Origin of the sequence: Bradyrhizobium sp. WYCCWR 12699 (assembly GCF_032144035.1) — a bacterium.
Classification (GTDB): Bacteria; Pseudomonadota; Alphaproteobacteria; order Rhizobiales; family Xanthobacteraceae; genus Bradyrhizobium.
Map to the genome: position 1 here is coordinate 978,468 of NZ_JAVTJN010000039.1, position 24,060 is coordinate 1,002,527.

At 65.5% G+C, this 24,060-nt stretch carries 19 protein-coding genes; 7 read left to right on the top strand and 12 right to left on the bottom strand.

Annotation, left to right across the window (positions count from 1 at the left end; translation table 11 throughout):
- Positions 1-17: 17 nt before the first annotated feature.
- The 6 genes from RPS27_RS35290 to hpaR form a co-directional block, all read right to left on the bottom strand.
- Positions 18-3,287 carry a transglutaminase family protein gene (locus RPS27_RS35290; protein WP_313754994.1) on the bottom strand — a complete coding sequence of 1,090 codons (3,270 nt, stop codon included), beginning with the start codon at positions 3,285-3,287 and terminating at the stop codon, positions 18-20.
- 336 nt (positions 3,288-3,623) lie between these two features.
- Complete coding sequence (locus RPS27_RS35295; RefSeq protein ID WP_212065262.1) at positions 3,624-4,928, bottom strand: methyl-accepting chemotaxis protein; 1,305 nt, start codon at positions 4,926-4,928, stop codon at positions 3,624-3,626.
- Positions 4,906-5,424, bottom strand: coding sequence for a PAS domain-containing protein (locus RPS27_RS35300; RefSeq protein WP_212065263.1), 519 nt, complete (start codon positions 5,422-5,424; stop codon positions 4,906-4,908). Before RPS27_RS35300 ends, RPS27_RS35295 begins: the two co-directional genes overlap by 23 nt.
- Before the next feature lie 228 nt (positions 5,425-5,652).
- Positions 5,653-7,176, bottom strand: a complete 1,524-nt coding sequence (locus RPS27_RS35305) for a UxaA family hydrolase (RefSeq protein WP_212065264.1) — start codon at positions 7,174-7,176, stop codon at positions 5,653-5,655.
- 156 nt (positions 7,177-7,332) lie between these two features.
- Positions 7,333-8,109, bottom strand: coding sequence for an HpcH/HpaI aldolase family protein (locus RPS27_RS35310; protein ID WP_194407060.1), 777 nt, complete (start codon positions 8,107-8,109; stop codon positions 7,333-7,335).
- Positions 8,110-8,223: 114 nt separating this feature from the next.
- The gene (gene hpaR / locus RPS27_RS35315; protein ID WP_194407059.1) at positions 8,224-8,742 is read right to left on the bottom strand and encodes a homoprotocatechuate degradation operon regulator HpaR; all 519 of its coding nucleotides are present in this window, start codon (positions 8,740-8,742) and stop codon (positions 8,224-8,226) included.
- 111 nt (positions 8,743-8,853) lie between these two features.
- Here hpaR and hpaH point away from each other — a divergent pair, with 111 nt between their 5' ends.
- From hpaH to RPS27_RS35330, 3 genes are all read left to right on the top strand, one after another.
- Positions 8,854-9,660, top strand: coding sequence for a 2-oxo-hept-4-ene-1,7-dioate hydratase (hpaH, locus tag RPS27_RS35320; protein WP_212065265.1), 807 nt, complete (start codon positions 8,854-8,856; stop codon positions 9,658-9,660).
- A gap of 30 nt (positions 9,661-9,690) precedes the next feature.
- Entirely contained in the window at positions 9,691-10,089 is a 399-nt protein-coding gene (locus RPS27_RS35325; RefSeq protein WP_194407057.1) for a 5-carboxymethyl-2-hydroxymuconate Delta-isomerase, read from the top strand.
- Between the two features lie 86 nt (positions 10,090-10,175).
- A complete protein-coding gene (locus RPS27_RS35330; protein ID WP_212065266.1) occupies positions 10,176-11,804 on the top strand; it encodes a thiamine pyrophosphate-dependent enzyme in 1,629 nt (542 codons plus the stop codon).
- Here the strand turns inward: RPS27_RS35330 and RPS27_RS35335 are convergent.
- The 5 genes from RPS27_RS35335 to RPS27_RS35355 all read right to left on the bottom strand — a co-directional run bounded on the left by RPS27_RS35335 (position 11,782) and on the right by RPS27_RS35355 (position 16,700).
- Entirely contained in the window at positions 11,782-13,026 is a 1,245-nt protein-coding gene (locus RPS27_RS35335; protein WP_212065267.1) for an MFS transporter, read from the bottom strand. The genes RPS27_RS35330 and RPS27_RS35335 overlap by 23 nt on opposite strands.
- A gap of 56 nt (positions 13,027-13,082) precedes the next feature.
- On the bottom strand, positions 13,083-13,736 hold the full coding sequence (alkB, locus tag RPS27_RS35340) for a DNA oxidative demethylase AlkB (protein ID WP_212065268.1): 654 nt from the start codon (positions 13,734-13,736) through the stop codon (positions 13,083-13,085).
- Between the two features lie 9 nt (positions 13,737-13,745).
- A complete protein-coding gene (locus RPS27_RS35345; RefSeq protein WP_212065269.1) occupies positions 13,746-14,492 on the bottom strand; it encodes a 2OG-Fe(II) oxygenase in 747 nt (248 codons plus the stop codon).
- A 179-nt stretch (positions 14,493-14,671) separates the two neighbouring features.
- Positions 14,672-15,358, bottom strand: coding sequence for a DUF2848 domain-containing protein (locus RPS27_RS35350; protein ID WP_212065270.1), 687 nt, complete (start codon positions 15,356-15,358; stop codon positions 14,672-14,674).
- Positions 15,351-16,700: an amidase gene (locus RPS27_RS35355; protein ID WP_212065271.1), complete on the bottom strand. Its 1,350-nt coding sequence runs from the start codon at positions 16,698-16,700 to the stop codon at positions 15,351-15,353. Before RPS27_RS35355 ends, RPS27_RS35350 begins: the two co-directional genes overlap by 8 nt.
- A 177-nt stretch (positions 16,701-16,877) precedes the next feature.
- Here RPS27_RS35355 and RPS27_RS35360 point away from each other — a divergent pair, with 177 nt between their 5' ends.
- The 4 genes from RPS27_RS35360 (at position 16,878) to RPS27_RS35375 (ending at position 20,634) form a co-directional block, all read left to right on the top strand.
- On the top strand, positions 16,878-17,291 hold the full coding sequence (locus RPS27_RS35360) for a Zn-ribbon domain-containing OB-fold protein (RefSeq protein ID WP_027568974.1): 414 nt from the start codon (positions 16,878-16,880) through the stop codon (positions 17,289-17,291).
- A gap of 3 nt (positions 17,292-17,294) precedes the next feature.
- Positions 17,295-18,434 carry a thiolase C-terminal domain-containing protein gene (locus RPS27_RS35365; protein WP_211417732.1) on the top strand — a complete coding sequence of 380 codons (1,140 nt, stop codon included), beginning with the start codon at positions 17,295-17,297 and terminating at the stop codon, positions 18,432-18,434.
- A 5-nt stretch (positions 18,435-18,439) separates the two neighbouring features.
- On the top strand, positions 18,440-19,354 hold the full coding sequence (locus RPS27_RS35370) for an SDR family NAD(P)-dependent oxidoreductase (protein WP_194407049.1): 915 nt from the start codon (positions 18,440-18,442) through the stop codon (positions 19,352-19,354).
- A 116-nt stretch (positions 19,355-19,470) separates the two neighbouring features.
- Positions 19,471-20,634, top strand: coding sequence for an SMP-30/gluconolactonase/LRE family protein (locus tag RPS27_RS35375; protein WP_212065272.1), 1,164 nt, complete (start codon positions 19,471-19,473; stop codon positions 20,632-20,634).
- Between the two features lie 89 nt (positions 20,635-20,723).
- Here the strand turns inward: RPS27_RS35375 and ppc are convergent, their stop codons facing one another.
- Positions 20,724-23,516: a phosphoenolpyruvate carboxylase gene (gene ppc / locus RPS27_RS35380; RefSeq protein ID WP_212065273.1), complete on the bottom strand. Its 2,793-nt coding sequence runs from the start codon at positions 23,514-23,516 to the stop codon at positions 20,724-20,726.
- Positions 23,517-24,060 lie beyond the last annotated feature (544 nt).

A 24,060-nucleotide genomic window follows, 5' to 3' on the forward strand; every position in this document is an offset into this window, starting at 1 on the left:
CTGCCCCACCATCATACTCATTGCAGGAGCGGAGTCCGCAAGTCGAGGGTCAGCGGGAACTCATTTGTGCGTTCCTCGGGCGGCGGCTGGACCGGTCCCGGGGTATGGCCGTGGTCCTGGAAGCGCGCCAGCCGCCGCGCCTCGGCCTCATAGGTGTTGACCGGCTTGGTATCGTAGCTTCGCCCGCCCGGATGGGCGACGTGGTAGACGCAGCCGCCGAGCGAGCGGCCGTTCCAGGTATCAATAAGGTCAAACGTCAGCGGTGCGTGGACCGGAATGGTCGGGTGCAGGCCGGAGGCCGGCTGCCAGGCCTTGAAGCGGACGCCCGCGACGGCCTCGGCCGAGCGGCCGGTCGAGGTCATCGGCAGGCGGCGGCCGTTGCAGGTGACGATGTGGCGGCCCTCGACGAAGCCCTCCGCCTTGACCTGAAGCCGCTCGACCGAGCTATCGACATAGCGCACGGTGCCGCCGGCCGAACCCTCCTCGCCCAGCACGTGCCAGGGCTCCAGCGCCTGGCGCAATTCCAGCGTGACGCCGCCGTGATGGACGCGGCCGAAGGCGGGAAAGCGGAATTCGAGCTGGGCCAGATACCATTCCGGCTCGAAGGGGTAGCCGAATTGCTTGAGCTCGCCGAGCACGTCGAGGAAGTCTTCCCAGATGAAATGCGGCAGCATGAAGCGGTCATGCAGCGCAGTGCCCCAGCGCACGAACTTGCCAGCTTGCGGCTCGCGCCACATCTTCGCGATCAGCGCGCGGATCAATAGCTGCTGCGCCAGCGACATGCGCGGATCGGGCGGCATTTCGAGCGCGCGGAATTCGACGAGGCCGAGCCGGCCGGTCGGCCCCTCCGGCGAGTAGAGCTTGTCGATGCAGATCTCGGCGCGGTGGGTGTTGCCGGTGATGTCGACGAGCAGGTGCCGGAACAGCCGGTCCACCAGCCACAGCGGCGTCTGGTACCCCGGCGGCGGCACGTGCGAGAGCGCGATCTCGAGCTCGTAGATGCTGTCGTGGCGGGCTTCGTCGATGCGCGGCGCCTGGCTGGTCGGGCCGATGAACAGGCCGGAGAAGAAATAGGACAACGAGGGATGCCGCTGCCAATACAGCACGAGACTCCTCAGCAGATCCGGCCGACGCAGGAACGGCGAGTCCTGCGGGCTCGAGCCGCCGATCACGACGTGATTGCCGCCGCCGGTGCCGGTGTGGCGGCCGTCGACCAGGAAGCGGTTAGCGCCGAGACGCACCTTGCCGGCGTCTTCATAGAGACCGGAGGTGATCTCGACCGCTTCGCGCCAATTCTTCGCCGGCTGAATGTTGATCTCGATCACGCCAGGATCGGGCGTCACCTTGATCACCTCGATGCGCGGATCGAACGGCGGCGGATAGCCTTCGACGTGAACCGGGAGCTGCATCTCCTCGGCGGTGGCTTCGAGCACGGCGACCAGCTCTAGATAATCCTCGATGCGCTCGACCGGCGGCATGAACGCGCAGATGACGCCGTCGCGAACTTCCACCGACATCGCGGTGCGCACCGGGACGGCCGTATTGAGGTTTTCAGGGGCGGCCCGCGGTGGTAATTCCGGACGCGCCGCGAGCGTGAACACCGGCAGCTTGCCGCGGGACTCCATCGGGTCCTGCTCGACGATGTAGGGATATTGGTTCGGCGGGACGTAGCCGAGCGAGCCGATCGGCAGGCGCAAGCCCAACGGTGAATCGCCCGGCATCAGGAACAGATGATTGCGTCGCAATTGCCAGCGCTCGCTGCGCCAGCGCGGCGGCGCGTTCCAGCGCTGCACCGGCAGCACGAAGCCGCGCGGCGTGTTGAGGCCCTCGTCGAACACGCGCGCCATCCGTGCGCGCGCTTCCGGATCGGACAATTTGGCGTCGGAGGGATCGACATTGAAAGGAAGCTCGGCCTCCTTCTGCAGCCAGTAGGCGGTGTCCTCATAGGCCGGCATGATGTAGCCGGGATCGAGGCCGAGCCGGGCCGCGGTGCCTTCCATGAAGGCCTCGGCGTCTTTCACCTCCGCGCGGCGCGGATGTTCGATCCTGGCGATCAGGTCCGCATTCTTCCAGATCGGCACGCCGTCCTTGCGCCAGTACAGGCCGAAGGCCCAGCGCGGCAGGCTCTCGCCCGGATACCATTTGCCCTGGCCGTAATGCAGCAGACCGCCGGGCGCGAAGCGCGTGCGCAAGCGGCGGATCAGATCATCGCCGAGCGCGCGCTTGGTCGGGCCGACGGCTTCCGTATTCCACTCCGCAGCTTCAAGATCGTCGACCGAGACGAAGGTCGGCTCGCCGCCCATGGTGAGCCGCACGTCGGCGCTCGCGAGATCACCGTCGACCTGCTCGCCGAGATCGTTGAGCCGCGCCCAGGATTCGTCGGAGAACGGCTTTGTGATGCGCGGCGCCTCGCGGATGCGCTTCACGCTCATGTCGAAGGCGAACTCGACCTCGGCAAAGCCGGCGCCGCCCGAAATCGGCGCGGCCGAGCGATAATGCGGCGTGGCGGCAACCGGGATGTGGCCCTCGCCCGCCAGCATGCCGGAGGTAGCATCGAAGCCGATCCAGCCGGCGCCGGGCAGATAGACCTCGACCCAGGCGTGAAGGTCGGTGAAATCGTTCTCCACTTCCGGCGGACCCTCGATCGGATCGATGTCGGGGCGGATCTGGATCAGATAGCCGGAGACGAAGCGCGCGGCGAGCCCGAGATGGCGGAAGATCTGGATCAGCAGCCAGGCGGAGTCGCGGCATGATCCCGCACCCGAGGCGAGCGTCTCCTCCGGCGTCTGCACGCCCGGCTCCATCCGGATAATGTAGCGGATCTTCTTCTGCAGCTCGCGATTGAGCTCGACCAGGAAGTTGACGGTGTTCGGAGCGTCCTGCGGGATCGTATCGAGATATTTCGCAAACAGGCGATCGGGCTTGATGGTCTCGAGATAGGGCGCGAGCTCGGTCTTGAGATCCCTGGGATATTCGAACGGAAAGCTGTCGGCATAGGGCTCGACGAAGAAGTCGAACGGGTTGACCGTGGTCATCTGCGCCGTGAAATCGACCTCGATCTTCAATTCGGTCGTCTTCTCCGGGAAGACGTAACGCGCGATCCAATTGCCCAGTGGATCCTGCTGCCAGTTCACGAAATGGTTGGATGGCGTGACCTTGAGCGAATAGCTCAGGATCGGCGTACGCGTATGCGGCGCCGGGCGCAGGCGGATCGTCTGCGGACCAAGGTCGATCGGGCGGTCGTATTTGTAGTGCGTGACATGATGCAAAGCGACGTAGATCGACACGGGGTGCGGTGCTCCAGCAGCTTTTTTGAGCAGAACACCTGATGTGGGTGCGATCAAGCACTAACAACGGGCAGCGGGTGCCTAGGTAAGTTGCGGCCTGGTGCTCCCTTCCTGCTTCCCTTGCGGGAGAAGGTGGCATAGGCGGCCCTCAGCCGCCGTTCCTAAGAACGCCGAAGCGAAGCTTCCGCTATGGCGCCGGATGAGGGGACTGTCTCTGCAGACTCGGTGCAGGATCACTTGCGGATAGAACCCCTCACCCGTCTCGCCGCTACGCGGCGAGCCACCCTTCTCCCACAAGAAGGGAGGGAAAGACGGCGCCGTCCTCTCCGCGAAAGCCTACGCCGCCGAGGTCAGCCTTTGCAAAAACTGCGTCACCTCGCGGCGGAGCGTCTCGACCTCGCCGTGGACGCGCTCGGAGGCGTTGTTGACGCGGCTGGCGACGCGGCCGGTGTCGGCGGCGGCTTCGCTGATGCCTGTCACGTTGGAGGAGACCTGCGAGGTGCCGGCGGAGGCCTCCTGGACGTTGCGGGCGATCTCGCGGGTCGCGGAGCCCTGCTGCTCGATCGAGGCCGCAATGCTCGCGGTGATGCCGTCGATCTCGGCGATGGTCTGTGCGATCGCCTCGACGGCTGCGACCGAATTGGTCGTCGATTGCTGCATCTCGCCGACCTTGGCGCTGATCTCCTCGGTCGCCTTCGCGGTCTGGTTGGCGAGGCTCTTGACCTCGGAGGCGACGACCGCGAAGCCGCGGCCGGCCTCGCCCGCCCGCGCCGCCTCGATCGTGGCGTTGAGCGCCAGCAGGTTGGTCTGCTCGGCGATCTCGCTGATCAGCTTGACGACGTCGCCGATCCGCAGCGCGGCATCCGCAAGGATGCGGATCTCGCTGCCGGCACGATTAGCCTCATCGACGGCGCGGCCGGTGCTGGTGGTCGAGCCCGCCACTTGGCGGCTGATCTCCGCGATCGAGGATGTGAGTTGATCCGCGGCGCTCGCCACCGTCGCGACGTTGCTCGAGGCCTGATCGGATGCGTTGCGCATGCCGGAGGTCTGGCGGCTCGTCATCTCCGCCGCGGCCGCCATCTGGCCGGCGTCGGATTCGAGATCTGTCGCGGCGCTCATGAGGCTGCCTGCGACGTCGTCGAGATGCGTGCCGAACTGCTGGGCGAGGCCCGCGATCTCGACCACGCGGCGGCCGAGGCTGTCGGTGCCGGCATTGATCACGGTGGCCGAGCGGCGGAACGAGCCGGGCAATCCGCGCGCCAGGATCTTGCGGAAATACTTGCCGCGGCTGGCATAGTCCATCGACGCCGAAGCCTCGCGCACGAAGGCATCGGTGATGTCGAGCATGTCGTTGACGGATTTCTGGATGGCGCCGATCCGCCCGGCCTGGCGCTCGGTCAGGATCCGCGCTTCGAGATCGCCACGCGCCGCCTTGCGGCAGACATCTGCAACTTCGTCGACGGCCAGTGCCGCGCGATGCTGGCACCAAAGCCCATAGCCGAGCAGCGCGATCGTCGCGCCGAGCAATGCGGCGCTGGCCACTCCGGTCACACCGATAACAGAGAGAACGAAAGCAACGACGGCAACAACACACGCGAGCGCGGTCGCTCCCTGCGCCTTAGAGAGAGAGCACGAATTCATCGTAACCGACACCGTTTTGCTTGAGCAGACCGACCATCACGTCGAAGCTCGCGCGCATGCCGTCCTTGGCATTGGCGTGGCGCGCCTCTTCGGCGCAGAGCGCCTTGTAGATCGGCTTGATTTTCTCGACCGGCGCCGGATCGGGCCTGCGCCGGTTGGAATGATAGCCGATGAGGTTGCCGCGATCGTCCAGCGTCGGGGTGACATGGGCGAACACCCAATAATGGCTGCCATCCCCGGCGAGATTGACGACGTAGGCGAAGATTTCCTGCTTGGCTTGGAGCGTATCCCACAGCAGCTTGAAGACGCAGCGCGGCATGTCCGGATGGCGGATCAGGCTGTGGGGCGCGCCCATCAGCTGCTTCCAGGGATATTTCGCCATGCGGAGGAACACGTCATTGGCGTAGGTGATGCGTCCCTTGAGATCGGTCTTCGATACGATCAGCTCCTCCTCACCGAGGAGATTCTCCACCCCAGTAGGACGTATCGCTTGCATCGTCTGATCCTTAAACAAAGGCCGGCCCCACCACGCTGTGGAGCCGCATCACGCCCTGTCTACGGCAACAGTGTTAATCAGGTGTAAGCTTGGGAACTTGCGGGCGCGATACGCGCCTCCGTATCATTACTTAGCGAGCGATCGTTGCGTCTGGCGCAACTGCACCCGCCGCCGTTATCACTTGATTCAATTGCGACTGCATCGCGATTGCATCCGTGCGTAGCGCGACTACATCGTCGCGCCGAGCACCCAGGGCGCGAACTCGGCGCCGCCGAAATCAAAACTCTCGCTCTTGGTCGGCTGGCCCGAGGCCGTCTTCAGGATGAGATCGAAGATGCGCTGGCCGCATTCCTGCACGCTCTCCTCGCCTTCGAGGATGGTGCCGCAATTGACATCCATGTCCTCTTCCATGCGCTTGTACATCGGCGTGTTGGTGGCGAGCTTGATCGAGGGCGCCGGCTTGCAGCCGAACACGCTGCCGCGACCGGTCGTGAAGCAGACGAGGTTGGCGCCGCCCGCAACCTGGCCTGTCGCCGCGACCGGGTCGTAACCGGGCGTGTCCATGAACACAAAGCCCTTCTTGGTGATGGGCTCGGCATAGCGCAACACCTCGACGAGATTGGTGGTGCCGGCCTTCGCCATCGCGCCGAGCGACTTCTCCAAAATGGTGGTGAGGCCGCCGGCCTTGTTGCCGGGACTCGGATTGGCGTTCATCTCGGCGCCTTCGCGCGCGGTGTAGTCGTCCCACCAGCGCATGAGATCGACCAGCTTCTCGCCGACCTCGCGGCTGACGGCACGGCGCGTCAAGAGATGCTCGGCACCGTAGGTTTCCGGCGTCTCCGACAGGATCACGGTGCCTCCGTGGCGCACGATGAGATCGCTGGCAGCACCCAGCGCCGGATTGGCCGACACGCCGGAATAGCCATCTGAGCCGCCGCATTGCAGAGCCACGGTGAGTTCGCTTGCCGGCACGGTTTCGCGCCTGACCTTGTTGGAATCCGCCAGCGCCTCGCGCACGAAGGCGATGCCCGCCTCCACCGTCTTGCGGGTGCCGCCGACCTCCTGGATGTCCATCGCGCGCAGGCGGCCGGCGAGCTTCTGCTCTTCCATGAGTCCGCCGATCTGGTTCACCTCGCAGCCGAGGCCGAGCACGATGACGTGGGAGAAATTGACGTGCCGCGCATAGCCGCCGAGCGTGCGGCGGAGCAGCGCGAGCGGCTCGTTCTGGGTCATGCCGCAGCCGGTCTTGTGGGTCAGCGCGACCACGCCGTCGACATTGGGGAAATCGACCAGCGGATTGTCGCCGGTGAAGGGATTTTTCTTGAAGACGTCGGCGACGAGGCTTGCGACATGCGCGCTGCAATTCACCGATGTGAGGATGCCGATATAGTTGCGGGTGGCGACGCGGCCGTCCGGACGGCGAATGCCTTCGAACGTTGCCGGCAGGTCGAAATTCGGTGTCGGCTTGACGTCGGCGCAGTAGGCATAGTCCTTGGCGAAATCGCCCATGCCGATGTTCTGCACGTGCACGTGCTGGCCCGGTGCGATGGCTTGGGTTGCAAAGCCGATGATCTGGCCGTAGCGGATCACGGGTTCGCCCACAGCGAACGGCTTGATAGCGACCTTGTGGCCGGAGGGAATGCGCTCGACCGTAGTCACGCCGTCGGCCACCAATGTCCCCGGCGGCAGGCTGGCGCGCGCGATCAGCACGCCATCATCTGGATGCAGGCGGATGACGGGGCTGATGGTCATGGGAGGTCTCCTTGGGTCTTCAAGTATCGTGCCCCGGACGCTGCGCAGCGCGACAGCGGTGCGCTGCAGATCCGGGGCCCATCCGTGATGTTAGTTACTGGGTCCCGGCTCTGCGGCGCATCACTTCGTGCTGCGCCGCGTCCGGGACACATAAGCTCAGGCCTTGCCGCCGGAATCCTTGCGGGTCGCGTTGACCTGCATCTTGGCGTAGGTCGTCATCAGGCCGACCTCATTCGACAGCGTCACCAGCTTGAAGCCCATGTTGATGGCGCGCGCTGCGCCTTCGGCTCCGCTGCAATGGATGCCCGGATTGAGGCCGCGCTTGCCGCACTCCTTGATGATCTTCTCGTAGATCGCGAGGATCTCGGGCTCCGAGCGGTCGAGCTTGGGCTCGAGGCCGTAGGAGAAGCCGAGATCGGACGGGCCGATATAGACGCCGTCGATGCCCTCGACGTCGAGGATCGCTTCCATGTTCTCGACCGCGGTCTTGGTCTCCATCATCGGCAGCAGGATGGTGTCGGCGTTGGCGGTCTTCTGGTACGAGCCCGCGGTGCCGTACATGCCGGCTCGGATCGGGCCGTTGGAGCGGACGCCCTGCGGCGGATATTTCGAATAGGAGACGAGATTCCTTGCTTCCTGCGGCGTGTTGACCATCGGGCAGATCACGCCATAGGCGCCGCCGTCGAGCACCTTGCCGATGATGCCGGGCTCGTTCCAGGGCACGCGGACCATCGGGGTGACCGGATGCTTGTCCATCGCCTGGAAGCATTGCACCATCGACAGATAGTCCTGCACGCCATGCTGCATGTCGACGGTGACGCTGTCGAAGCCGCATTGCGCGATCATCTCGGCCGAGAAGCCGGAGGGAATAGCCAGCCACGCGTTGACCACGGCCTTGCCCGACTTCCAGATGTCCTTGACCTTATTGCCCACGTTGCTTTCCTTCCCTGTTGCTTTCACTCGCCGCGGATCGGGTTCGGCCGCACTTTGAGCGAAAAAAAGCGTGAATGTCCATGGCTCTCGCCGCGCACGCGCGCATATCTGGGTTCACCCCTCCGCGAGGGTGTCATCCGCGCTTCCGAGCCCGGCAAGACTGTGTTCGAGTTCGCTCAGCATGTCCTGCAATTCGGCGAGCTTGCGTGCGCCAAAGCGTCGCGTGATCTCGGCATAGATTGCCTCGGAATTCGGCGCCACGGCGGCCATCAGCTTCACCCCCTCTTTGGAGATCGAGACCATGCTGCGGCGTTGGTCGGCTTTCGCGATTCTGCGCTCGATCAGATTGCGCGCCTCGAGATCGCGCAGGATGCGTGACAGGCTCGGTCCGAGCAGGAACGCCGTGCGCGCGAGTTCCGTGACCTCGACCGCTTCGATCGCCGCCAGCGCGCGCAGGATACGCCATTGCTGCTCGGTCAAGCCGTGCTCGCGCAGCGAGGGACGAAACTGCCGCATCACCGCTTCGCGGGCCCGCAGCAGCGACATCGGCAGCGAGCGCGAGAAATCGCGCATCGGCACCTGACGTGTGGCGGACACGCTTCCGTTCGCTGGATCAGCCGGTTTCTTCACCATGATGCCCTTTCAAACCGCAGGAAGTTTGCGGTGCAGCAAGCCGAAATGGGGTTTGACGCATTCATTTAACATGTTAAGCATCTCGCGGCACCTCAATTTGTAAGATCGCAAATGGCGCTTTCCGACGACGATATCCAAGCTTGCGCGAGGCGTCTGCACCAGGCGGAGAAGACCCGTACGCAGATCCGGCAGCTCTCGCAGGATTTCCCCGGCATTACCATTGCCGATGCCTACGCGATTCAAAAGGCCTGGGTCGACGTCAAGATCGCGGAGGGGCGCACCGTCAAGGGCCACAAGATCGGCCTGACCTCGAAGGCGATGCAGAGCGCACTCAACATCGACGAGCCGGATTCGGGCGTGCTGCTCGACGACATGTTCTTTGCCGATGGCGGCTTGGTGCCGACCGAGCGCTTCATCGCGACGCGGGTCGAAGCCGAGCTCGCCTTCGTCATGAGCAAGCGCCTCTCAGGCCCAGACTGCACGCTGTTCGACGTGCTCAACGCCACCGACTTCGTCGTGCCGGCGCTGGAGATCCTCGACACCCGGATCGAGCGCGTCGATCCCGCCACGAAAGCGACGCGGAAGATTTTCGACACCATCGCCGACAATGCGGCGAATGCCGGCATCGTGCTCGGCGGCCGGCCGATCCGCCCGCTCGACGCGGACCTGCGCTGGATCGGTGCGCTGTGTTTCAAGAACGGCCAGCTCGAGGAGACCGGCCTTGCCGCCGGCGTGCTCAATCATCCGGCGACCGCGGTGGCGTGGCTCGCCACCAAGATCGCGCCGCTTGGGCTCGCGCTCGAACCGGGCCAAATCGTGCTCGCGGGCTCCTTCATCCGTCCGATCGAGACCCGCAAGGGCGACACAATTCAGGCCGATTATGGCGCCTATGGCTCGGTGAGCTGCTACTTCGCGTAAGGCAACAAGACGACAGGGAGTGAAAACGCGATGCCGCATTTCACGATCGAATACTCGGCTAATCTCGACGGCCGTCTCGACATGAAGCTGGTGTGCGAAGTCGTGCGCAAGGCGGCGGTCGAGACCGGCATCTTCCCGCTCGGCGGCATCCGCGTCCGCGCCATCCGCTGCGAGCATTATGCGATCGCCGACGCCAGGCAGGATTACGGCTTTCTGGACATGGTGCTCCGCATCGGCGAGGGCCGCGACCTCAAGACGCGACAGCAGGCCGGCGAGCACGTCTTCCAGGCGCTCTCGCGCCATCTCGATCCCGTCTTCGCCGCCAGCAAGTTCGCTTTGTCATTCGACATGCAGATCAACGACAAGGACACCAGCTGGAAGCGCAACAACATCCACGACGCCCTGAAAGCGGATGCACAAGCGGGTTGATGTTTTTCGAAGCCGCGGGCGTCCGAGTTCTGTCAAAATGGCAGTGTCGAGAATACCCGACCGTCAATTGAATTGGATTTAGCGCAATGACCACCCTCACCGGCGGCGAAGCAATCGTAAGCGGCCTGGTCGCCCACGGCGTCGACACCGTGTTCGGCCTGCCCGGCGCCCAGGTCTACGGCCTGTTCGACGCCTTCCACCAGGCCCAGCTCAAGGTGATCGGCGCGCGGCACGAACAGGCCTGCGGTTACATGGCATTCGGTTATGCGCGCTCCAGCGGCAGGCCCGGCGTGTTCAGCGTGGTGCCCGGCCCCGGCGTGCTCAATGCCAGCGCGGCGCTGCTCACCGCGTTCGGCTGCAACGAGCCGGTGCTGTGCGTCACCGGACAGGTGCCGACGCAATTTCTGGGCAAGGGCCGCGGCCATCTGCACGAGATGCCGGACCAACTCGCGACCTTGCGCACCTATGTGAAATGGGCCGACCGGATCGAATATCCAGCCAACGCGCCGACAATCGTGGCGCGCGCCTTCCAGGAGATGAATTCGGGACGGCGTGGCCCCGCCTCGGTCGAGATGCCCTGGGACGTCTTCACGCAGCGCGCCGCAACTTCGGCGGCCCGGGTGCTGGAGCCGCTGCCCTCCCCGCAACCCGATCCCGATCTGGTCAAGCAGGCGGCTGCGCTGATCAAGGCCAGCAAGGCGCCGATGATCTTCGTCGGCAGCGGCGCGATCGAGGCCGGCGAGGAAATCCTCGAGCTCGCCGAGATGATCGATGCGCCCGTCGTCGCCTTCCGCAGCGGGCGGGGCATCGTCTCCAACGCGCATGAGCTCGGCCTGACCATGGCCGCGGCCTACAAGCTGTGGCCCACGACCGATTTGATGATCGCGATCGGCACGCGCGCCGAGCTGCCGGCGTCCGGTTTCCGCTGGCCCTATCAGCCGAGCGGCCTCAAATCCATTCGCATCGACATCGACCCGGCAGAGATGCGCCGTCTCGCCGTCAATACCGCCATCGTCGCCGATGCCAAAGCCGGCACGGCCGACCTGGTCACGGCGGTGAAGAAAGCCGGCTTTGCGCGGACGCGTGGGCGGCGGGAGGAGATCCGCGAGGCCACCGCGGCCGCGCAGGCCGAGATCCAGCGCATCCAGCCGCAGATGGCCTATCTCAACATTTTGCGCGAGGTGCTGCCGGCGAATGCGATCGTGACCGATGAATTGTCGCAGTTCGGCTTCGCCTCCTGGTACGGTTTTCCGATCTACCAGCCGCGCACCTTCATCACGTCGGGCTACCAGGGCACGCTCGGCTCGGGCTTCCCGACCGCGCTTGGCGCCAAGGTCGCCAATCCCGATAAGCCGGTGGTCGCCATCACCGGCGACGGCGGCTTCATGTTCGGCGTGCAGGAGCTTGCCACCGCGGTGCAGTTCAACATCGGCGTGGTGACGCTGGTGTTCAACAACAACGCCTACGGCAATGTCCGCCGTGACCAGCGCGAACGCTTCGACGGCCGCGTGGTGGCGTCGGATCTGGTCAATCCGGATTTCGTCAAGCTCGCGGAGTCCTTTGGCGTCGCGGCGGCGCGCGTTACGGCACCGGACCAGTTCAAGGCGGCGATGGAGAAGGCGCTTAGCCATGGCGGGCCGTATTTGATTTCGGTGGAAGTGACGCGGGATTCCGAAGTCAGCCCGTGGGCGTTCATCCACCCGCCGAAGCCTTGATCTGAGCACCGCCGCCCTGTAGCCGCGCCGCCGCGATCACCAGCAAGCCCGCGCCTGCGACCGACCAGCAGGCGACCGGGGCCCAGTGCAGCAGCGGCGCGTACTCGGGCATCTTCTGCAGGCCGCCCGCGACGGCCGCCATCCGCGCGAAGGTGCCGAGGGCGAGTGCGGAGAAGACCAGGCCCGTGACCCTGCCCTCCGCACCCGTCGAGCCGATCGCGAGCGCAGCCGAGATCGCGCTCATCAGCATGCAGCCCCATGCGGCGCCGGCGAGAAACTGCGCCGCGATCAGCGTATTGAGGTTGCCGGCGAGCTCGGCCGCCGCGATCGCGACCGCGCCGAGCAGTCCTGCGGCGCCCATCACGATCAGGCCGCCGCGATGCTTGACGACGAGACTCGCCGGAAACATCGCGATGTTGAAGCCGATCCAGAACACCGGCATCAGCCATTGCAGTTCGCCGGATGCCGCGAACCGCAGATAGGCCGGCGCGCTGTTCATGGCAAAATGCAGCTGGTAGCCGAGCGCCAGCGCGACCATCGCGACGATGAAGGCGATCGGCACGAGACCGAGCGGCTTTGCCGCCTCGTCGGGCCTCGGCGGGATGGTGTCGCGCGCCACGTCGTGCTCGATCCGCGACAGCCCGAGTGCCGTGAGCAGCAGCACCACGCTGGAGATGACGAAGGGCAGCCGCGCGTCGTGCTCGCGCAGCACCACGCCGAGATAGGGCGAGACCGCACCGGCGATGCCGTAGCCGAGCATCGCCAGCGCCGCGAGGAACGGCACCTGTGGCTTGGCGCGGTGCTTGCCGAGCAAGGTCAGCGGCGGCGCACGCAGCGCCGAGGAGGTCGCCGACCAGACCACGATCAGGGCGATGAACCAGCCCTGCGCCGCAGCACCGGTTCCGGCGACGAAGGGCAGCGCCACGAACGCGGCGCAGGAGATCGCGGTGACGATCCCGACGAACAGGCCGAGCCGGCCGACGTAAGGCGAGAGCTTGTCGGCGGCGATTCCCATCGCGGTGTCGGCAATGGTGAAGATGGCCTGGTCCAGCATCAGGATGAGGATGACGGCGCCCGGTGCGATGCCGACCTCAGCGGCGAGCTTCGGCAGGTAGATGACGTAAGTTGTCCAGCCCAGCGTGAACACCAATTGCAGCGCGGCCAGATAAAGGCCGGTGCGATTAGCCGTCCCGGCATCCGCCGTGTGCTCGATGGTCGTCATGTCAGCCCGCCTCCCCAGTCCCGAGCTTAGACGAGCCAAGCGGGCGAGGAAACGCGTCAGCGCGTTCTGCGGAAGGTCAAATTGATCCGCTTCCGCCCGAGCAACGCATGCTCGCCGTCGGCGAGCGGCGCGACGCCGTGATAGGCGAGCCTGGACGGGCCGCCCCAGACCACGACATCGCCGTGGACCAGCCGGAAACGGCGCGGCCTGTCGGCGCGGGCGAGGCCGCCGAACAGGAAGGTCGCGGGCAGCCCGAGCGAGACCGAGACGATTGGCGCCGCATAATCCAGCTCGTCCTTGTCCTGATGCAGCGACAGCCGCGTGCCGGGCTCGTAGCGGTTGACGAGGCAGGCATCGGGCGCGAAGCCCGTAAAACCGCCCTGCTCCGCCGCGCGGCGAGCGAGATCGCGCAGCACCGGCGGCATCGCCGGCCAGGGCGCGCCGGTTCTGGGATCGATGGGATCGTAGCGATAGCCGGTGTGATCGGTGATCCAGCCGCGCTCGCCGCAATTGGTCATCGCCACCGACATCAGATGGCCGCCGGGCGTGGTCATGCGGCGGAACGGCGATTGCGCCACGATGGCGCGCACGGCGTCGATCAGCTCGCTCTCGATCGGCGTGACGAAGCCGCGCAACAGTACGGCGCCGTCCGCGATCTCCTCGCGCGACGGCTGCGCCTCGGCAACGCTGTCGAACAAATCAGCCGTCAATGGCTCCGCTCATTTCGCGTCGTGAAAGATCACACCCAGCGTGTGGCGCTGACCGGACCTGATCCGGCTGACGCCATGGCGCAGATTAACGCGATAGGCGCCGCGTGTCCCCTGCACCGGGCGGTGATGCACAGCGAAGGCGACCGCGTCGCCCTGCGCGAGCGGCACCACCTCTGCGCGCGATTGCATGCGCGGGCGCTGCTCGGTCAGCACGAACTCGCCGCCGGTGAAATCGCGGCCCGGCTCGGACAGCAGGATCGCGACCTGCAGCGGGAACACGTGCTCGCCGTAGAGGTCCTGGTGCAGGCAGTTGAAGTCGCCGGCCTCATATTGCAGCAGCAGCGGCGTCGGCCGCGCTTGCCCCGCCTCGTGGCAACGCTTGAGGAAAGCGGCGTGCACGGCGGGATAGCGGATGTCGATCCCCATCGCTTCGTTCCAGCGATTGGCAACGGGTTCCAGATGCGCGTACAGCGCCGGCCGCAATTGCGCGATCAGGTCGGGCAGCGGATAGGAGAAATACTTGTATTCGCCGCGGCCAAAGCCGTGGCGGCCCATGACGATGCGGCTGCGGAAATGCGTGTCATCCGGATAGAGCGTGGCGACGGCGCGGCACTGGTCCGGCGTCAGCAGGTTCTTCAGGACGGCACAGCCCTGGAAGTCGAGTTCGGCGGTGATCTGCGGCCAGTCGAGGGCATCGACGTGCGATGCAAGATCGGGCGCAGCATCGACATCGGTAATACGTTTCGCGATTGCCATGGCGATGATCCTGTCTCTCCGTCATTCGGGGGCGCGACGCAGTCGCGAGCCCGGAATCCATTCCTCCACCGATTTGCTCCACGATGGATTCCGGGTTCGCGCCAAGAGGCGCGCCCCGGAATGACGAAGAGTGTTTGGCAGAACGCAACGGCTACGACCACCCGATTCCCGTAGGGAACCTAGCCCCGCACCGGCAGCGTCACGACGTCGTAGCCGTGCCTGATCGTGCGCTTCAGCACGGGGTCCTCGAGCTCGAAATCGAACCGCTCGGCCGGGCGAATGCCGCCTTTGGCGGCGAAGGTGCCGCCGAACATGGCGCAGCCGTCGGGGAACTTCTTGCCGTCGAAGCCGCGCGCGATCAGATCCTTGACCGGCAGCATCGCGTCCAGGGTGCCCTCCTGGTAGAGCACGCGTTCGCCCTTGATGGTGGCCCAGGAGCGCAGGATCATCTTGTCCCAATGGCCGATGACGTCCTCGAGCTCCCACAGCGTGGAGGCGATCGGCTTGTCGCACATCTGCTTGGACACCGTGACGTTGTAGGCCTCCACCTTGCGGTCGGTGTGGTCGGAGCCGCAGCCGACGAAGATGCGGCCCTGCCAGCCGATCAGCACGAACTCGACCTCGCCGGAGGAATCGCCGCCCGTGCATTCGATGCTGTTGTCCTGGGTCAGCCGCCGCGCCGAGGCGCGGTAGTAGATCGGCGTCGAGGCCGGCGGGGCGATGCCCATCTCTTGCAGCTCTTTGATGTGCTTGTCGCGCGCGACGGGATCGCGACCGGTCCAGCCGGCGATGACCATCTGGTCGATCGCCAGCGTCAGCGGCGTGGTGGTATCCTGGGCGTCGACGGTGAAAGTGAGGTCAAACACGAATGACGGCCTCCATGCCGGCAGCAAGTTCGAAGATACGACGGTCCGAGCCACCCGCGCCTGCAAGCATCAGGCCGACGGGAACGTCGCCCTGGCGATGCGCAGGGAGCGAAATGGCGCAGCCGTCAATCATGTTGATCAGGGTGCAGTTGCGCAGCGCGCGCAAATTCTGCGCGGTGAACGCCTTGTCGTCGGCCAAATCCGAAATCTTCGGCGGCGTGTTGGCGGTGGTCGGCAGCACCAAGGCGTCATAGGGCGCGATGCGTGCATTGACGCGGGCGATCAGCGAGCGGCGCTCGTTGAGCAGATCAATGTAGTCGGCCGCGCTCTGCGCCTCGCCGCGCATGATGCGAACGGAGACGCGGGGATCGTAGACGTCGCCCTTCGACGTGAGGAGATAGCGATGCCAGGCATAGCTCTCGGACGCGGCAAAGCCGCCCTTGGCGTTCATCGGTCCGATGTCGTGGAATTCGGCCATCTCGATGCGCTCGAGGATGGCGCCGTGATCGGCCAGCGCCTTCAGCGCGCGCTCGAAGGTCTCGGAGACCTCTGCGTCGAGGTCGTCGAGCGCGATCGTGGTCGGCACCGCGAGCCGCATGCCCTTCACCGGGCGCGGCTTGAGCGCAGTGATCGGCTCGCTCGCGAGCACGGCATCGAGAATGGCACAGCAGCTGACCGATCGTGCCAAGGGCCCGATGCTGTCGAGCGAGAACGACAGCGGCACCGAGCCGTCGAGCGGCACGCGCCGCTGCGTCGGCTTGTAGCCGACGATGCCGTTATAGGCCGCGGGAATCCGGCAGGAGCCACCGGTGTCGGTGCCGAGGGCGCCATGTGCCATGCCGTCGAGCACGGACACCGCTGCGCCCGAGGACGAGCCGCCCGGCACATGGCCGACAGCCCGGTTCCAGGCGCCCTTCGGCGTGCCGTAATGCGGATTGATACCGATGCCGGAATAGGCGAACTCGGTCATGTTGGTGCGGCCGATCACGACGAAGCCGGCCTTGCGCAGCCGCGCCACCGTCGCAGCATCCTGCTCGGCCGGCGGCGAATCGTCGAGCGCGCGAGAGCCGGCGCGCGTCACCTGGCCCTTGATGTCGAAGAGATCCTTGATCGAGACCGGAATGCCGGCATAGCGCGACGGCGCCGCCTTCACCTTGCGCAAGCCGTCCATCGCATCCGCCGCGGCAAGCGCAGCGTCCTTGTCGACATGGAGGAAGGTGCGCCGGCCCTCGCCTGAGGGATCGGCGATCCTGGCGATGCACGCCTCGACCAGCTGTCGGGAGGTGGTGCGGCCGCTTTCGAGGTCTTCGGCGATTTTTGCCAGTGTCGGAAAATCGGGCATGTCTGTCTCACGGAATATTGTCGCGCGCAATCTATAGCGCTGGCTGAGTTCGACACAAGCATTGTGCGCATGATGGCATGCATGCGTATTGCTGGACCGTTGACGCACGATAGCCGATTGTCGCATCAAGATCGAAGCAGGCGGGCGCCAAGCCTGTCTCTTGGAGGAGCCGCCGAGATGGCCGAACCGCAGCGCGCGCGACCGAAACCGACGCCGGAGACCCAGCATTTCTGGGACGGCACCAAAGCCGGCGAATTGCGCCTGCAGCGCTGCGACGCCTGCGCGCATGTCTACTTCCCGCCGCGCCCGTTCTGCCCGTCCTGCGCCTCGCGCAAGGTCAGCATCTTCAAGGCGAGCGGCAAGGGCTTCCTCTACAGCTACGTGATCAACCACCGGCCCGCCGCGCCCGGCTTCACGCCGCCCTACGCGATCGCCGTGGTCGAGCTTGCCGAGGGGCCGCGGATGATGAGCAACATCATCGACTGCCCGCAGACGCCGGAGGCGCTCGAGCTCGACATGAAGCTCGAAGTCGCCTTCGAGGCGCTCGACGACAAGATCACCCTTCCCGTCTTCCGTCCGGCGAAGGGGTAAGCCATGCGCAAGAACCAGGTTGCCGTCGTCGGCGCGGCCGAGACCACCGAGCTCGGTGTTATCCCGAATATGTCGCAGCTCCAGCTTCACGCGGATGCGGCGCTGAATGCCATCGCGGATGCCGGGCTGAAGCTGTCCGACATCGACGGCTTCGCCACCGCGGTCGAGACGCCGCAGCAGGTCTGCCATTATCTCGGCATCAAGCCGACCTGGGTGGACGGCACCTCGGTCGGCGGCTGCTCGTTCATGCTGCACGTTCGTCACGCCGCGGCAGCAATCGAGGCCGGGCTGTGCAAGACCGTGCTGATCACCCATGCCGAGAGCGGCAAGTCAATGATCGGCAAGGCGCCGCGCTCGATCCCCGCCGATAGCCTGCAAGGCCAGTTCGAGGCGCCCTACGGCGTCTACGGTCCGCCCAGCATGTTCCCGATCCCCGTGCTGCGCTTCATGAAGACCTACGGCATCACCCACGAGCAGCTGGCTTCGGTCGCGGTGGTGCAGCGCGAATGGGCGGCGAAGAATCCGCGCGCGATGATGAAGGACCCGATCACCGTCGCCGACGTTCTCAACTCGCGCATGATCGCTTATCCGTTCCGCCTGCTGCAGTGCTGCCTCGTCACCGATGGCGGCGGCGCGCTGATCCTGACCTCGGCCGACCGCGCCAAGGACTTTCCGCGCAAGCCGGTCTACATCATGGGCACCGGCGAGAGCGTCGAGACGCCGATGGTCAGCCAGATGGAGACGTTCAACTCCTCGCGGGCGTTCAAGACCGCAGGTCCCCTCGCTTTCAAGGAAGCTGGCATTACGCACGCAGATGTCGATCATCTCATGATCTACGATGCGTTTGCGCATCTGCCGCTGTTCGGCCTCGGCGATCTCGGCTTCATGCCCCATGAGGAGACCGGAAAATTCATCGCGGACGGCAATACGCGGCCCGGCGGGAAACTGCCGCTCAACACCAATGGCGGCGGATTGAGCTATATGCATTCGGGCATGTACGGCATGTACGCGCTGCAGGAGAGCGTGCGACAGATGCGCGGCATCGCGCCGGCGCAGGTGCCGAACGCGACAATTTCGGTGTGTCATGGCGTCGGCGGCATGTTCGCCGCGTCGGGCACGATCGTGTTTACGAACGAGAGGTAATCCACATGAGCAAATCACTGCAGGACAAGGTCATCATCGTCACCGGCGCAGGCCGCGGCATCGGGCGCGAGATTGCGCTCCTGTGCGCGGGCGAAGGCGCCAAGGTTGTCGTCAACGATCCCGGTGGCGCCTCCGACGGCGCGGGCTCGAACGCGGCACCGGCCGAGGAAGTGGTCGAGGAGATCAAGAAGCGCGGCGGCACGGCGGTCGCCAATTTCGAGAGCGTCGCGGAAGCCATTCCCGCCAGCAAGATCGTGAAGACCGCGACCGATCATTTCGGCCGGCTCGACGGCGTCGTCAACAATGCCGGCATTTTGCGCGACATGATCTTCCACAAGATGAGCGTCGAGGCGTTCGAAGCCGTCATCAAGGTGCATTTGATGGGCTCGTTCTACGTCTCTCACGCCGCGGCGCGCATCTTCCGCGAGCAGGAGAGCGGCTCGTTCGTGCACTTCACCTCGACCTCGGGCCTGATCGGCAATTTCGGACAAGCCAACTACGCCGCCGCCAAGCTCGGCATCGTCGGCCTCTCCAAGTCCATCGCGCTCGACATGGGCCGCTTCAACGTCCGCTCCAACTGCGTCTCGCCGTTCGCCTGGACGCGCATGATCGGCACCATCCCGACGGAGACTGAAGCGGAGAAGGCGCGGGTCGAAAAGATCAAGCAGATGGGGCCCGAAAAGATCGCCCCGCTGTGCGGCTATCTGCTCGGCGATTCCGCCAAGGACGTCACGGGGCAGATTTTCGGCGTGCGCATGAACGAGATCTTCCTGTTCAGCCAGAACCGCCCCATTCGCTCGGTGCAGCGGAGCGAGGGCTGGACACCGCAGTCGATCGCGGAACACGGCATGCCGGCGCTGAAGGGCTCGTTCTACAAGCTCGACCGCTCCGCCGACATCTTCACCTGGGATCCCGTCTAGCCGGATCCCCTTCTATTGCTGCATTGCGATCTCCGGTTGTTCGGCCGGAGATCGCCCGCTTTACGCCCGAATGCGGGCGGATGGTCTCCTCCCAACAAAAAAATCGGGAGTCGACCATGACGATACCCCAGCCAATCATCACCGATTCCGGCGAACCCGTTCTCGCCCGCCGCACCCTGCTGAAGGGCGCCGCCGCAGTCGCGGCAACGGGCATGACCATCAGCGCGGCCGGCGCTGCTTCCGTGGCGCCCCTGGGCCAGACCGGCGCTCCGACGATGTCGACGGCGCCATTGCCGCTCGGACCGTTGCCCGGCAGCCGCTACCCGGATGCCCACCTGGAATCCGCCAAGAAAGGGCCGCCGACATTCGGCCCCTCCGGTTTTCCCGCCTTCGCAGGCACCATGGCGGTCGAGCGCGTCGCGACCGGCTTCCGCTGGGCCGAGGGCCCGGTCTATTTCGCGGCAGGCCGTTATGTGCTGTTCAGCGACATCCCGAACAACCGCATCATGCGCTTCTCGGAGGATGACGGTCACCTCAGCGTCTATCGTCAGCCCTCGATGAACTCGAACGGCAACACCATCGATCGCGAAGGACGCCTCATCACCTGCGAGCACAGCGGCCGGCGCGTGACGCGGACCGAACTCGACGGCTCGATCACCGTGATCGCCGACAAGTTCAACGGCAAGCGGCTGAACTCGCCGAACGATGCGGTCGTCACGGCCGACGGCGCGATCTGGTTCACCGATCCCGCCTACGGCATCGGCGGGTTCTACGAGGGGATCAAGGCCGAGCCCGAGCAGGAGAAGAAGAATGTCTACCGGGTCGATCCCAAATCCGGCGAGGTCAAGGTCGTCGTCGACGATTTCGTCGAGCCGAACGGGCTCGCCATCTCGCCGGACGAGAAGAAGCTCTACATCTGCGACACCGGCTTCACGGACGGGCCGGACAATCCCTCGCATATCCGCGTGTTCGACCTCGACGTCGCCGCGGGCAAGGTCTCGAACAGCAAGGTCTTCGCCGAGATGCCGAAGCCTGGCATCACCGACGGCGTCCGCTGCGACACCGAAGGGCGGGTCTGGTGCTCGGTCGGCTGGGGCGATCCGAACGAGGACGGCGTGCGGTGCTATACGGCATCGGGCGAATTGCTCGGCAAGATCCACATTCCGGAGACCGTGGCCAACCTCTGCTTCGGCGGCCAGCAGCGCAACAGGCTCTATATTTGCGGCTCGACCTCGCTCTATGCGGTCTACACCAGCGTGCAGGGCGCGATGAAGCCGTGAGGTAGCGCGAGTGGCGAGTGGCGAGTCGTTAGGGACCATGTCTCCTTTTCGCTACTCGCCATTCGCTATTCGCTATTCGCCACTCGCTCCTATCCCGTATTCCGCAACCCCGCCGAGATCCCGTTGATCGTCAGCTGAATCCCGCGCAGCACCTGCTCGTCCGGGTTCTGCGCGCGATGCTCTCTCAGGAGCTCGACCTGCACGTGGTTGAGCGGATCGAGATAGGGGAAGCGGTGGCGCACGGAGCGCTCCAGCAACGGATTGCCCTGCAGCAACCGGTCCTGCGCCATGATGTCGAGCAGGCTCTCGATCGAGGCGTGCCATTCGCGGCGGATGCGGCCGAAGATTTTTTCACGCAAGGCTTCGTCGGGCACGAGTTCGGCATAACGCGAGGCGATCGCGATCGAGCTTTTCGCGAGCACCATGTCCATGTTCGACAGCAGCATGCGGAAGAACGGCCATTCCCTGTAGAGCTCCTTGAGGAACGGCATGCCCTTGTCGGGATGCTCCGCGATCCACTGCTCGACCGCGCTGCCAAAGCCGTACCAGCCCGGCAGCATCAGGCGGCATTGCGCCCAGGAGAACACCCAGGGGATGGCGCGCAGGTCCTCGATGGCGCGGGTCTTCTTGCGCGAGGCCGGGCGGCTGCCGATGTTCAGCGTCGCGATCTCGTTGATCACGGTCGATGACCAGAAATAATCGACGAAGCCCTCGGTCTCGTAGACGAGGCCGCGATAGGCTTTGAAGGCGAGGTTCGACAATTCGTCCATCGCGGTCAGATATTCGCGGCGCGGCGCGCTCTGGCGCGGATGCAAGAGACTCGCCTCGAGCGTCGCGGCCGCCAGAATCTCCAGATTGTTGCGGCCGACCTCGGCGTTGGAATATTTCGACGAGATGATCTCGCCCTGCTCGGTGATGCGGATCTGGCCGTTCACCGCGCCGCCTGGCTGCGCGATGATGGCGTCATAGCTCGGCCCGCCGCCGCGCCCCACAGAGCCGCCGCGGCCGTGGAACAGGCGCAAGCGCACGTGATGGCGCTCGAACACCTCGACGAGATTGATCTCGGCCTTGTAGAGCTCCCAGCCCGAGGTGACGAACCCGCCATCCTTGTTGCTGTCGGAATAGCCAAGCATGACCTCCTGCACGCTGCCGCGGCTGTCGACGAGGCGCCGGTAATCGTGCAGCGACAGCATGCGATCCATGATGCCGGAGGAGGCCTGCAGATCCTCGATGGTCTCGAACAGCGGCACGATGTTGATGGCGCTGCGGCCGGAAGGATGGACGAGGCCGACCTCCTTGAGCAGCACCGCGACCTCGAGCATGTCGGACATACCCTTGCACATCGAGATGATGCATTGGGGAATGGCGTCCGAGCCGAACTTGGCATGCGCCTCCGCGGCGGCATGGAAGACGTTGAGCTCGCCCATGGTCTCGTCGCTGTACTTGACGAAGGGCGACACCAGCGCGCGCGTCGAGCGCAGCTCGTTGGTCAGCAGCGAGATGCGTGCGTCCTCGCCGAGCGCGAGATAGGACATGCCGGGGTTGGCGGCATCCATCAGCTCGGCGATGGTGCGCTCGTGCACCGCCGAGTTCTGGCGGATGTCGAGCCGCGCCAGATGAAAGCCGAAGCAATCCACCGCGCGGCGGAGCAGCCGCAGCCGGCCGCGCGCGATGACGCGGGCATTGTTGGAGATCAGCGAGCGGTGCAGCACGTCGAGATCGGCCTGCAGCTCCTTGACGCTGGTATAAGGCGCCCCCTTGCCGACCGGCCGGCGCGTGATCTCGACCTCGAGCTTTTCGGCCGTCGCGGTCAGGCGCGCATAGATGCCGGAGACCGCCAGCCGATAAGGCTCGCCGCTCCGGTGCGGCGAGGTGTCCGGCGAGCGCTCGGCGAGGTTACGCAGCTCCTCGGAGACATCGGCGAGATGCGCCGCGATCGACAATTCCGAGCCCAGCACGTGCAGCTCGTTCAGATAGAACTGCATCACGCGGCTCGACTGCAGCCGCAGCGTGCCACGCATCACGTCGGCGGTGACGAAGGGATTGCCGTCGCGGTCGCCGCCGATCCAGCTCCCCATGCGCAGGAACGAGGCAAGCTCGCCGGCCGCCTGCTCGCCGCCCTCCTCCAGACGGTCCTCCAGCGCGTTGACGAGGCGCGGCACCTCGCGCAGGAAGGTATAATCATAGAACGACAGGCCGTTGGCGACCTCATCGAGCACGGTGAGCTTGGTGCGGCGAAGTAGATTGGTCTGCCATAGTGTCAGCACCTCGCGGCGGAGCTGCTCGTCGCTGGCATCCGCCTCCTCCGCGGTCAGCGCGACGCGCTCGCGGCGGTCGAGCAGGCCTGCGACCTCCATCTCGCGGTCCATGGTGCTCTTGCGGCGCACTTCGGTGGGGTGCGCGGTCAAGACCGGGCTGACCAGCGCGGACTTGAAGAAGCTGCGCAGCGCGTCGGGGTCGATGCCCGCCGCCTTGGCGTGGGCCAGCGTTTCCGCCAGCACGCCTGAGTTCTTGCCTGCGCCGCGAGCCCGCATCTGGCGGATGTTGTTCTGGTCCTCGGCGATGTTGGCGAGGTGGGAGAAATAGCTGAAGGCGCGGACGATCCGCACCGTCTCGGAGGTCGACATGCTATCGAGGATCTGCTCGAGCTCGCGGCGGGCGAGCCGGTCCTCGTCGCGATGGAACCGGATCGAAGTCTGCCGGATGCGCTCGACCAGGTCGAACACGTCGGCGCCCTCCTGGTCGCGCACGGTGTCGCCGAGGATGCGCCCGAGCAGGCGGATGTCGTCCCGCAGCCGCGCCTCCGCTTCCGTGGCCTGGGCGTCCTCGGGCCGGTTGGCGCGATGCTCAGTGGCGTCGGATGAAATGGTCTGGAGGGACATGGCTCGCTCCTCTTGCAGAGCTCCCTGTGGCTCCCCGGCGCGAATGAGTGTGCGATATTTTTCTACCGCAGCGCAAGATGAACTTGGGAGCGGTGCACACGGTGGCCTTCGTCTCCCGGAAAGGCAGCAACGCCGTTCGTGCGTCGAAGACGCGCGTAAACGCGCTGGCGGCGTTGCTGCGGAGCCGGGACCCAGGAGCCACACGGTCCACGTGGAGAGATGGGCCCCGGCTCTGCAGCGCGCCGCTGAAGGAGCGCTGCGCTGCGTCCGGGGCACGAGAGCTTCGACTGGCACGAGAGCTGCCTGGTTTATCTCTGTAAACACGCCTTCGCGATCTCGCGGCGCGTTCCGCCCGAGCTTGGCTGTCCGTTTCGCCCCATCGAAGAGAAAGGGCGCAGGGAAGGCCGGGCGCCGGCTGGCACCCCGAAGGTCCGCACGCGACAAGAACGCACGCGGGGTTGACCACAGGTGATGCCGAGCTCCCGGCCTTCCCTGCGCAATGGTGTTACGGCTTATGGCGCGCTCTCCCCGGGGAGCGATGCAC